Origin of the sequence: Lelliottia sp. F153 (assembly GCF_002870005.1) — a bacterium.
Lineage (GTDB): Bacteria > Pseudomonadota > Gammaproteobacteria > Enterobacterales > Enterobacteriaceae > Enterobacter > Enterobacter nimipressuralis.
In genome coordinates this window covers 74,551-85,801 of sequence record NZ_PKFT01000012.1, presented here as the reverse complement: position 1 = coordinate 85,801, position 11,251 = coordinate 74,551, and the positions used below count along the sequence as shown (strand labels likewise).

The 11,251-nt window shown below is 57.9% G+C and carries 14 protein-coding genes; 1 reads left to right on the top strand and 13 read right to left on the bottom strand.

Annotated features, from left to right (window positions below; all coding sequences use genetic code 11):
- The 13 genes from tssD to flgB form a co-directional block, all read right to left on the bottom strand.
- Positions 1-387: type VI secretion system tube protein TssD (gene tssD / locus F153LOC_RS19905; protein WP_146003481.1), on the bottom strand; the 387-nt coding region annotated here is incomplete at its 3' end.
- Between the two features lie 231 nt (positions 388-618).
- Positions 619-1,614 carry a hypothetical protein gene (locus F153LOC_RS19900; protein ID WP_102105600.1) on the bottom strand — a complete coding sequence of 332 codons (996 nt, stop codon included), beginning with the start codon at positions 1,612-1,614 and terminating at the stop codon, positions 619-621.
- The gene (gene flgL / locus F153LOC_RS19895; protein WP_102105601.1) at positions 1,614-2,528 is read right to left on the bottom strand and encodes a flagellar hook-associated protein FlgL; all 915 of its coding nucleotides are present in this window, start codon (positions 2,526-2,528) and stop codon (positions 1,614-1,616) included. Before flgL ends, F153LOC_RS19900 begins: the two co-directional genes overlap by 1 nt.
- A gap of 21 nt (positions 2,529-2,549) precedes the next feature.
- Complete coding sequence (gene flgK / locus F153LOC_RS19890; protein WP_102105602.1) at positions 2,550-3,920, bottom strand: flagellar hook-associated protein FlgK; 1,371 nt, start codon at positions 3,918-3,920, stop codon at positions 2,550-2,552.
- A gap of 3 nt (positions 3,921-3,923) precedes the next feature.
- Entirely contained in the window at positions 3,924-4,316 is a 393-nt protein-coding gene (locus F153LOC_RS19885; RefSeq protein ID WP_102105603.1) for a rod-binding protein, read from the bottom strand.
- 9 nt (positions 4,317-4,325) lie between these two features.
- Positions 4,326-5,417, bottom strand: coding sequence for a flagellar basal body P-ring protein FlgI (locus F153LOC_RS19880; RefSeq protein WP_181827182.1), 1,092 nt, complete (start codon positions 5,415-5,417; stop codon positions 4,326-4,328).
- Between the two features lie 11 nt (positions 5,418-5,428).
- Positions 5,429-6,094, bottom strand: a complete 666-nt coding sequence (flgH, locus tag F153LOC_RS19875) for a flagellar basal body L-ring protein FlgH (protein WP_100778017.1) — start codon at positions 6,092-6,094, stop codon at positions 5,429-5,431.
- Between the two features lie 19 nt (positions 6,095-6,113).
- Positions 6,114-6,899, bottom strand: coding sequence for a flagellar basal-body rod protein FlgG (gene flgG / locus F153LOC_RS19870; protein WP_100778018.1), 786 nt, complete (start codon positions 6,897-6,899; stop codon positions 6,114-6,116).
- A gap of 30 nt (positions 6,900-6,929) precedes the next feature.
- A complete protein-coding gene (locus F153LOC_RS19865; protein WP_100778019.1) occupies positions 6,930-7,661 on the bottom strand; it encodes a flagellar basal body rod protein FlgF in 732 nt (243 codons plus the stop codon).
- A complete protein-coding gene (gene flgE, locus F153LOC_RS19860) occupies positions 7,661-8,848 on the bottom strand; it encodes a flagellar hook protein FlgE (protein ID WP_100778020.1) in 1,188 nt (395 codons plus the stop codon). Before flgE ends, F153LOC_RS19865 begins: the two co-directional genes overlap by 1 nt.
- Positions 8,849-8,860: 12 nt before the next feature.
- A complete protein-coding gene (gene flgD / locus F153LOC_RS19855; protein WP_100778021.1) occupies positions 8,861-9,553 on the bottom strand; it encodes a flagellar hook assembly protein FlgD in 693 nt (230 codons plus the stop codon).
- Positions 9,554-9,556: 3 nt separating this feature from the next.
- Positions 9,557-9,982 carry a flagellar basal body rod protein FlgC gene (gene flgC / locus F153LOC_RS19850; protein WP_100778022.1) on the bottom strand — a complete coding sequence of 142 codons (426 nt, stop codon included), beginning with the start codon at positions 9,980-9,982 and terminating at the stop codon, positions 9,557-9,559.
- Positions 9,983-10,001: 19 nt separating this feature from the next.
- Positions 10,002-10,352 (bottom strand): flagellar basal body rod protein FlgB, encoded by a 351-nt coding sequence (flgB, locus tag F153LOC_RS19845; RefSeq protein ID WP_100778023.1) that lies wholly within the window; start codon positions 10,350-10,352, stop codon positions 10,002-10,004.
- 87 nt (positions 10,353-10,439) lie between these two features.
- Between flgB and flgA the strand changes: the two genes are divergently transcribed.
- Positions 10,440-11,225 (top strand): flagellar basal body P-ring formation chaperone FlgA, encoded by a 786-nt coding sequence (gene flgA, locus F153LOC_RS19840; protein ID WP_102105605.1) that lies wholly within the window; start codon positions 10,440-10,442, stop codon positions 11,223-11,225.
- Positions 11,226-11,251: the final 26 nt, after the last annotated feature.

The window sequence follows — 11,251 nt, the reverse complement described above, 5'->3', positions numbered from 1 at the left end:
AGTGATACTTTCCGTATCCAGACTGTCTTTATTATGCGAGCTGGTTATCCCCTGAATCGACGCCCCGCGCAGTTCGATATGATAATATTTTTCCTGACGGCCGAAGCGGTTAGTACGGTAATAGTCAAAACTGAGCCGCAGTTTTTCATTCTCATTAATGGCGGTGGTCAGGAGTGGCGAGCTTTTGTCGGTGGGTTTGGTGAAGCGCAGGCCCTGATGATGCACGCCGCCCGCGGTGCTGACGCTGCTGGAGGAGAGCTGATAAACCAGAATTTCGTTTTCATGGCGATACTGAAAGCGATTACCAATAGATTTCTCTGTTCCACAGCCTGCGGATATTTCCCCCTGATGCTCACCCGTCAGCGTTAAATAGATAACGTTGCTCACTTAATGATGTCCTTATCATTTTCCAACAAAATATATTGCAATCATTAATTATGCTGGGCAGCAGTGTAGTCTTTTTTATTTTTAGAATATCGCAGCTGAGATCATGAAAATGGAAAGTAAAACGAAAATGAAGGAATGCTATGTGGCAGGAATAAATAAAATAAAGAGAGAGTAAAAAAACTGAGTCGTGGGTTTCCCCTCCCCGCAAGGAGAGGAAATGACCGCGCAGGGCTAGCCTAACAAATTCTTCACCGTCACCTGATGTACGTTCCCTTGCGCCGCCAGCGCTTGCGTTAGCAGGCCAAACTGCTTACCGCTCCCCGCCAGGGCATCTCCCAGCGCGCGCGCCGTTTCGAGCGCCTCGCCTGGGGTGTAAACCGTCGACATATCCTGAATCCGCGTCGAAACGCGATCCTGGTGAAAATGCAATTTACTGCGCTCGCGGGTGATTTGGTCCAGCGTCTGCTGCAGCTTTTTACTGTCGCCGCGCTCCCAGCGGAGGGCCAGCTGGCTGATTTCGTCTGCGCGGCTGGTTTCTGCCTGCGGAGCCAGCAGGGTAAAGGCATCCGCCGGGAAGTGTTGCCCTTCGCCGCGCACGCTAAGATGCTGGCTGACGCGCGACCAGCGCGCTTCGTCGACCTGGAAAGCGACTTTCCCTTCAGGGGCGAGCGTCGCGTTGATTCCCAGGCGACCCAATCCCACATTGAGATGGGCCAGGATCTGACGCGGAGACGCCTGCTCGGGCAGCGCCACGGCGGTGAGTTCACGCTGGCCGCCGCCGAGCTGAAATACCAGCGTCTCACCCTGCGGCTGCTCCAGCAGTTTTTCCACGCCCGGCAGGGTGAACGTGACCTGGCTTTTTTGCTGGAGCGTGATGTTGAAGTTCCGATCGATCGTACCGCCCGACAGCTTTCCGCGCTGATTCAGCAGCGTGTTCAGCCCCGACGGCGCAGAACCGTTCTGATGGCGCAGCACCAGCAGCTGGGTTTCGGTTTCTGACAGATAATTATCCGCCTGCTGAACCGCCGTCAGCTGCTGATTAAGCTGCACGTTATAGCGCAGCGGACGGCGCGACAGCAGCGCCGCTTCAGGAAAAGGCGCCGTCGCACGATTCGGGGTGGCGACGCGTTCTGTTCGGGCAATCTGGGCCGGTGCCCCCGGCAGCGTCCGGACGGCGGACGCGGTGCTGGAGGCGGTGGTGGTTTTTAATCCTACCTGCATAACCATTACAACATGCTGAAGAGCGAAAGCTGACTGATCATGCTGTACGCTTTGTTAGTGACCTGCACGGAGTTGGTGTACAGCTGAAGGTTGATACTGGTGGTCGCCCAGTCGGTGTCCGACAAGTCACGCACCACCTGATCGTTGGCGGTGCTGACGTCCGTGTGGGCATCGCCGAGCATCGTCAGGCGATTCTGACGCCCCCCCAGATCGGTAAACATCGCCGCCACTTTGTCGCGCGTGTCGGAGGAGAGGGTCAGCATCTCCTGCATCTCATCCTGATAATCGCTGACCGGAATATCTGGGTCCTGCATTTTCTCGCTCAGGGCTTTCAGCTTGTTCAGCATCTCCAGATCGCTGCCGTTACCAAACGCCTGCACCACGTTGGTGTTTTCCGTCACGCTCACCCCGTTTGCCACCGTGGTTTCTCGCGAGCCGTCGTTGCCCTGATAAACGTATTTCCCCTGCGCCTCGTCCCAGATCACCGGTTTGGCGTCGGTTTTGGTGCCTGAGAAGAGATAGCTGCCGCTCTCATTCTGGGCGTTAATCGACGCCACCAGCGAGTCCAGCATCGACGACAGTTCGGTACCAAAACCGTTCATATCTTCGCTGCTGTGGGTGCCGTTGGCCGCCGCCAGCAGTTTATCGTTGAGGGACAACAGCTGATTGCTCATCGCGCTGACGTGCGCTTCCTGGCTCGCGAGCGATCCGCTGAGGCGCGAGATGTTGCTCTGATACTGCTTAATGGCCGACTGCTCGCGGTTCAGCTGCACCAGACGCGTGGCGGCAACCGGATCGTCCGACGGGACGTTGATTCGTTTCTGGGTCGCCATCTGTTCCATCAGCTTGCTCATGCGCGTGCCGTTAACGCCAAGCTGCGCCAGCATGGCGTCGGAATTATAAAGACTACTGATTCGCATAAATTCGTTCCTTAACGCCGGTTAAAACATGCCTAACAGGTCAGTAAAAATCTGGTTGCCGGTGGCGATCACTTTGACGTTGGACTGATATGCCTGCATGTAAACCTGCAGGTTTATCGCCTCTTCGTCCTGGTTGACGGCGCTGAGGTTGTTGCGCTGCAGCTGTGCCTGGTCAAACACCGCCTGCGCCGCTTCCAGCTCGCTTTGCGACTGTTTACTGGCAATACCGATGTTGGAGATGATCGCCGCCGCCCCTTCGTTCAGGCTCATGTTGCCCATCCCGCCGATATCGACCTTTTTATTTTTCAGATCGATCAGTGCCTCAAGGTTGTCGCCATTCCCCTGCTCGTCAGGCTTGCCGGAGAGCGCCAGTTCGTCGGGTTTCAAATCGTTGACCTGCAAAATGCCCGCGGGATTGGTGAGATCGAAACTGAACAGCGGTTTGCCCGGATTACCGTTTTTGTCAAAACCCTGCGCCAGCTGATCGTTAAACAGCGTGGCGACGGTTTCTGCCATCCCCTGGACCGAGGCCTGCATGTTCGCCAGTTCGCCGGTTTCGTAGTCGTACAGCGCGCCAAGCTGGCCGCCCGTCGACGGGTTTAACGAGAAATCGCTGCCGGAAAACGTCAGCGTTAAGACAGAGTTACCGTTGGCATCGGTGCTGGCGCTGAGCTGTCCGGCCACTTTGCCGCTCACCAGCGGCTGGCCGTTTTTCATCGATACGGAGTAGCTGCCGTTGCTGTCTTCCACCACTTTCACGTCGCTGTAGGTGCTGAGCTGTTTCACCAGCTCGTCACGCTGATCGCGCAGCACGTTGCTGTTGCCGCCCGTCGAGTCCATCTCCATGATTTTTTTGTTGTAGTCAGCGATCCCGGTGGTCAGGGTGTTCATCTGCTCGACAATGGTGTTGCGCTGATTACCGACCGAGGTTTTCTGGCTGTTGATGAAGTCGTTCATGTTGTTGAAACGGGTCGCCAGGGACTGCGCCTGGTTCAACAACTGCTGGCGGTTAGCTTCACTTTCTGGCCCGGCGGTTAAGGCGCCGAGGGCCGAGAAGAAATCGTCCAGCCCGGTGCCGAGACTGGTGGAATCCGTGCCAATCACCTTCTCCAGCGAGCTGAGATACTGGTTGTTAATGCCGTAGTAGTTAGCTTTGCTGTTGCTCTGCCACACCTGGCCCGTCAGGTATTGATCGGAAATACGGCGGATACTGTCCACCTGCACACCCGCCCCGGCGGACATACCGCCCGGCCCCATCGTCGTCACGGAGCTTTGGATAATGCCCTGACGGCTGTAGCCCGGTGTCAGCACGTTGGAGATGTTCATCGAGGTCACGCTCATCCCAAACTGCGCTGCCTGCAAGCCGCTAAAGGCAATGTTAATCATGTTCATGGATTACTCCTGCCCGCGACGTATTACCGGGACGACGGGGGGCGTTAATGTCTTCGGATGTTCCTGTAAAGCGACCATTCCTTGCGAATTCTTAAGCGGCGCGCTCTCCTGCGGGCCGAGCTGGGTGATGATCATCTGGGCGATGCCCGTGCTGCGCTGGGAAGCCAGCTCTGACGCCAGCTTGTCATCGTAAAAGTCGCGCATCATGCGCTGCTGCTTGCTGTCGAACGGGTTGTTGTCCACCAGCGCTTCGGAGGCTTTTCGCATTTGCTGGAGCATCGAACGCAGGAAAATACCTTCGAACTGCTCCGCTGCCTGTTCCAGATTCTGCGGTTTCACCTGGCCGGTAAAATCGCCGGGCAGCACGCTGGTCTGGGGTTTGATCGCCTGTAGCATTGTCTCTCCTTAAATCACAACCAGTTCGGCATCCAGCGCGCCTGCTTCATGCAGGGCCTGCAGGATCGCCATGGTGTCGTCCGGCGACGCGCCGAGGCTGTTAATGGTATTCACGATGCTGCGCAGGCTGGTGCCTGCTGCAATGGTCACCATCTGGCCGCTGCCGCGATTCACATCCACGTCGCTTTGCGGTGTGACCACCGTCTGACCCTGGCTGAATGCGCCCGGCTGGCTAACGTTCGACGATTCACGAATGGTTACGGTCAGGTTGCCGTGCGACACCGCCGCCGCGCGAACCACCACGCCATCGCCAATCACCACCGTGCCGGTGCGGGCGTTAAATACCACGCGCGGCGGCTGTTTACCGGCGTTGATCTGCACATCTTCCAGCATCGACATAAACGCCACGCGCTCGCCCGCCGGCAGCGGAGCGTTGACCACCACGTTAGTGGCGCTCTGCGCCGTCGCCGTGCCGGAGCCAAAGGCGCTGTTCAGCGCCACCGCCACGCTGTTGGCGGTTTTAAAACTCGGGCGCTTAAGGTTGAGAATCACCTGGTTGTTCTGCTGAAAATCGGACGGCACTTCGCGCTCGACGGACCCTCCGTTCGGCACGCGACCCACGGTCGGGGTGTTGATGGTGACGCTCGACCCGCTGTTGCCTTCGGCTTTCACACCGCCGACCACCACGTTCCCTTGTGCCAGGGCGTAGACTTCACCGTCGGCTCCGCGCAGCTGCGTCAGCAGCAAGGTGCCGCCGCGCAGGCTTTTGGCGTCACCGATGGACGAGACGGTAATGTCGATACTCTGCCCGCGCGCGTAGCCCGGCGGCAGCGTGGCGCTGATCGCCACGGCAGCAACGTTTTTCACTTTTGGATCGATTTTGGTCGGCAGCTGAACCCCAAACTGGCGCAGCATGTTGGTCACCGACTGGCTAGTGAACTTCACCTGATTTTTATCGCCCGTGCCGTCGAGGCCGACCACCAGGCTGTACCCCACCAGTTGGTTACCGCGCACGCCCTGAATATCGACCACATTTCCCAGTCGTTCTGCGGTTGCCGCCGTCGTCCACAGCAGCATCAGAAATAGCATCGCTTTACGCATGACAGACTCCATTAAATCGGGAACAGCGGATGGTTAAAGAAGCGCGTCAGCCAGCCTGCGGAGTTGGAGTCGCTGAGCGCTCCGCGTCCGGCGTAGGAGATACGCGCGTTGGCGATCCGCTGGGAGGAGACTGAGTTGTCGCGTTCCACGTCTTCTGCGCGTACCAGCCCGGTCACACGCATGTATTCATCGCCCTGATTAAGGGTCAGCCATTTTTCACCGCGCACGGCGAGCACGCCGTTGGGCAGCACTTTGTAGACCGCCACGGTGATGGCTCCGCGCAGGCTGTTTTGCTGCTGGGAAGTGGCGTTGCCGTTGAAGTTGCGGCTGCCGTCGATGGAGCCGGAAAGCTTATCCACGGAGTGACCGAAGGCTTCCGGCACACCAATCGAGACGTCATTTTTCTTGCCGAAGTTGGTCCGCGCCTGTTTGCTGGCCTGGGTGGATTCGTCCAGTTTGACGGTCAGGATGTCGCCCACGCGGTAGGCGCGGCGATCCTGCGTCAGGGACCAGTTGTAGTTGCCGTTATACAGCCCGCCGCCCTGCACTTTGGTGGTCGGCATGGAGAAATCTTCTGGCGGCGCGTAGGCCGCGTCGTCTTTTTGCACTAACAGCGCCGGGCTTTCACACCCGGCCAGCAGCAGTGCAATACATCCAATAACTAACTGCTTTTTCATTTCTTTTTCACTTCACGCGTTACATCGACTGCGTGACAAATTTGAGCATGTCATCCGCCGCCGAGACCATTTTGGCGTTCATCTCATAGGCGCGCTGAACGGTGATCATATCGACCATCTCCTCCACGACCTGCACATTGGAGCCTTCCAGCGAGCCTTGTTCGAGCTGCCCGAAAGCCTCTTCGCCCGCCACGCCTTCTACCGCTTCGCCACTGGCCGCTGTTTCGCGATACAGGTTGCCGCCGAGGGCTTCCAGTCCGGCCGGATTGACGAAGTTCACCAGCGTGATCTGCCCAAGCTCGACCGGATCAGCTTCGCCCGCGACCGTGGCCGTGACGGTGCCGTCTTTGCCGATTTGCAGATCTTTAACGTTATCCGGCAGTTCAATCTGCGGCACCAGCGGCAGCCCCTGAGCGTTAGTCAGCAGGCCGTCCGGGTTTTTCTGGAAGTTACCGGAGCGGGTATAGGCGATATCGCCGTCGCTGGTTTCAACCTGGAAAAAGCCCTGTCCGGTGATGGCGACGTCCAGCGACTGTCCGGTGTTCTGGATATTGCCGGTGGTGAACTCTTTTTGGGTGCCGACAATTTTGACGCCGGTACCAAACTGAATGCCCGTCGGCGAGATGTTGTTCTGGTCTAGCTGACCGCCCGGCGTGCGCTGATTCTGATAGAACAGATCGGCGAACATCACGCGATCGCGCTTAAACCCGGTGGTGTTAACGTTCGCCAGGTTGTTGGAGATGGCGCTCATCTTCGCGTCTTGCGCGGCAAGACCGGTTTTACTGATCCATAAAGCGGGATTCATCGTTATTCCTTTTGGCTAAACGGGCAAAAATCAGGCGTTACGCAGCAGGCGATTGCCCGCCGTCGCCAGATCTTCTGCCGCCTTCATCATTTTGATTTGGGCTTCGAACTGACGGTTAAGCGCGATGCTGGAGACCATTTCGTTAATCGCCGAGACGTTAGAGGTTTCCAGATGCCCGGCAACCACCTCGACCTCTTCGGTACGCGGATTGACGTTGGCGTTGGTCACCAGAAAACCGGCGCTGTTTTTGCTCAGCTCGCTGGCGGCGATATCCACCAGCTTGATACGGTCGACGTCCATTGGTGCGGCGATGTCGCCGTCATCCGCCACGATGGTGATGACCCCGTCGTCGGCGATGCTGACGGACGAAAACGGCGGCAGCACGATCGGGCCGTTGTCGCCGGAGACCGGCAGGCCGTCGATGGTCAGATCGCCCTCCGGGCCGACTTCAATCTGGCCGTTGCGGGTGTAGACCTCGCGGTTGCCGCTGACCAGCGCAATCAGGCCGCTGCCTTTGACGGCGACATCGAGATCGCGCCCCGTCTCACGCGTTGCCCCTGGTGTCAGATCGACGCCGCCCTGCTGCTGTTGCACCAGAAAACGGGAGGCGTAACCCTCCCCCTGAATTTGCTGCGACATCGCGCTGTCCAGATCGTGACGAAACCCCTGGGTGTTGACGTTCGCCAGGTTGTTCGCGTGGATCTGCTGCTGCGCGAGGCTGCGGGACGCTCCGCTCACGGCGGTATAAATTAAGTGGTCCATTACAGTGCCTGGAACAGCGCCGACATCATGTTGTCGTTGGTGCTGATCACTTTGGTGTTGGCCTGGTAGTTACGCTGCGCCGTCATCAGCCCGACCAGTTCGGCGGTGAGATCGACGTTGGAGCCTTCCAGAGTATTGGAGCTGATCGACCCGAGCAGCCCGGTGCCCGGCGCGCCCGTCAGCGGCGTACCGGAACTGGCGGTTTGCGACCAGGTGGTGCCGTCCTGCGAAGAGAGACCGTTCGGATTAGAGAAGCTCGCCAGCACCAGCTGGCCCTGCAACAGGCGCTCACCGTTGGAGAAGGTGGCGTAAACGCTGCCGTCTTTGTCGATCATTTGCCCGGTACGTTCCCCGGAGGCGTAGCCGTTGCCGGAGTTTTTGCTGACCGAGAAATCGGAGCCAAACTGAGTGGTGCCGCTGTAGCTCAGGGTCAGTTCGATGCCGTCTGCGCCCGGAATACTGGCGTTGATGGTGACCGGGCCGGTCGGCGTCTGCAGCACGCCCTGCTCGGTGAAGGTCATTTTCTCGGTAGTGCCAAGATCCTGATCGTCCATGTAGTAGTGCACTTCCCACTCGTTGTCGGTGGTTTTCACGAAGTACTGCTTCATGGTGTGTTCGCGGCCCAGAGAGTCATACACCTGGGTGGCGTAAGTGTGGTTGTAGGATTTCTCGTCGGTCGGATCGAAATCGGGGTTTTCCGGCAGCTTTTCGTTGGCATTCAGGTTGGCGGTAAAGTCGAGAGTGCTGGTCGCTTTCGCCGGAATAGAGCCGCTGCTGATGGTCAGATTGCCGATGGTCCCGGTCTGCACCACGCCGTTGGCATCCACCGGATAGCCCTGCAGGTACATGCCGAGGTTGTTAACCAGGTTACCGTTGTTGTCGGTGGCCATATAGCCGGCGCGGGTGTAGGCGGTGGTGCCGGTGCTGTCGCGCATCATAAAGAAGCCGTCGCCATTAATGGCCAAATCGAGGCTGTTGGCAGAGGCAAAAATGGCTCCGCTTTTGGAAATACTCTGCGCAACGGCGGTCACGCCCACGCCCAGCGGCTGACCTTCGGCATACAGGGATGCGAACTCCGCGCGCCCGGATTTAAAGCCCACGGTGCCGGAGTTCGCGATGTTGTTGGAGATCGCGCCGAGCTGTTGGTTGATGGCATTCAGGCCAGAAACTGCAATATCAAAACTCATAATAATTCCTGATTAACTCGTTAATCCCTTCGGGTTTTTGTCGTTCGACTGGCCGAACTGGGTGATGTTGTGGTACGCCACTTCACCGATGCCGCTGATGTTGAGCATGGTCGCAGTGCCATCGAGCGGGATCCGCACGTTGTTCACCACGCCGCCGACTTCAATCGGCACTTTGGCTGGCTCGTTGTCCGTCATGACGGTCATGGTGTATTTGCCCTCTTTCAGCCCCAGCTCTTGCGGGTTGAGGGTGAAGTCCACGGAACCGGCTTCCTGTTTGCCCAGCTCGATTTTGGTCTCGTTGCCGCTTTCGTCTTTGACGATCACCGTGACGGTATTGGCGGCGTGATCCAGCGTCAGGCGGCCTTCGATGTTGGTGCTGCCATCACTCTGGAGGGTATCGGTCTGAACCATCACCTTCTGCCCGACCAGATTGCCCGTCGACAGGGTTTGCAGGTTGTCCATCAGCACCGCGTTGTTGGCCATTAACTGTGACATGGTCTCCATCGACTGCACCTGGGTCAGCTGCGCCAGCTGGCCGACGTATTCCGTGCCATCGGTCGGGTTCAGCGGGTCCTGATTCTGGATTTGTGCCACCAGCAACTGCATAAACAGGTTGTTCATCCCTGCCGCGCTGTTGTCATTGGCGGATACACCACTGTCGTAAGGGGTAGTACCGGATTGAGTGGAAACGCCATTCACGCTCATCTATTACGCCTCGCCCAGACGCAGCAGGCTCTGCTGCATGCTTTTTACATTGTTAAGAACATCGACGTTGGTTTCGAAATTGCGCGACGCGGACATCATGTCGGCCATCTCCTCCACCACGTTGATGTCCGGATACCAGACGTAGCCGTCCGGGTTCGCCATCGGGTGATGCGGTTCGTACCGCTGCACCGCGTTGCCGGATTCCACGACGTCCATCACCTGCACGCGGGCACCGGACAAGCCGTTGTTGTTCATCAGCTCGTCGTTCTGATACACCGCCGCGAACACCGGGCGGCGCGCTTTGTACACGCCCGCTTCTGCCGTCGCCGCGGTGTCGGCGTTGGCGAGGTTACTGGCGACGGTATTCAGGCGGACGGTCTGTGCCGTCATGGCCGAGCCTGACACTCGGTAGATATCGGTAAAAGCCATTTATCGTTACCTGATTCAATTACTTACCTTCAATGGCCTTCTTCAGACCAGTGAATTTCATATTCAAAAACGCCAGGCTCATCTGGTAGTCCTGAACGTTTTTGGCAAACTCTGTTTGTTCCACATCCAGCGCAACGGTGTTGCCGTCCGAGGAGGGCTGATAGGGCACGCGATACATCTGTTGCGCCGCCGAGCCGGGAAAGAAATCCCGCTGCGAACGTTGCATCTCCGCCGCAAAATCAATATCTTTAGCCTGGAAATTGGGTGTATCGACGTTAGCCAGGTTTGCTGAAAGCAGTTCCGCCCTGGAAAGTCGAAGTGCTACAGCTTGCGGATGAACGCCCAATGCCTTATCAAAACTAATACTCACAACTCACTCCTTCGTGATGGTGGACAGTGCCGATAGTCCGTGTTGCTGCAATTTTTAAAGCAACTATCGTGCCAGGTTCATAACATCATGATTAATAGCGTTTTATCACTGTTTTCACCGCGCAATGGGAAGGGCTTTTTCCGCTCCTCGTTGACCGCAGCCATACTGTGCTTTTCCGCGGCTTCCGCCGCCGCGCCGCCCCAGCCCACCAGCGCCCGTAAGCAGGTGCATTCCCGCGTCCAGCAGGCGGCCTCCGAGGCGATTCGTCAGGAAGCCCAGCGCAGCCGCTGGGAGGATTACCAGGCAAAGCTCAATCTGTTTATTCCCTCTGAAATCTCGCAGTACGCCCCCTGCGCCGCCCCGCTCACCGTCAGCATGCCGACGGGCGAACGCCTCGATCTGCGCAGGCTGCGTTTTGACGTACGTTGCGAAAGCGCGGGCGGCTGGGAAGTGGCGGTGACGGTCAAACCGGACATCTATCTCGCCGTATTGATGGCCAAAAACACCCTGGAGCGCGGGCACGTGCTCGGGCCGTCCGATATCACCCTGAAGAAGTTCAATATCAGCAATCTGCGCAGCAGTTACGTCACCCATCCGGATGATGTGGTTGGCCTGACGCTCAAGCGCCGCGTGCGGGAACTCCAGCCTTTAAGCATGAGTCAACTCGATTCGCCGGTGATGGTTGAGCGCGGTCAGCGGGTGCTGATGATTGCCGATCAGGACGGCGTCGAGGCCCGCACCATGGGGATCGCCAGCAAAAAAGGGCGCAAAGGCGAGATGATCAAAGTGAAGAATGAGAGCAGCGAGCGGGAAGTGACCGCCATCGTCAGCGAGATGGGCGTGGTCAGAACCAGCCTGAGCGCGAAAAATTAAAAAACTTTACGCAGGGCTTAAGTTTC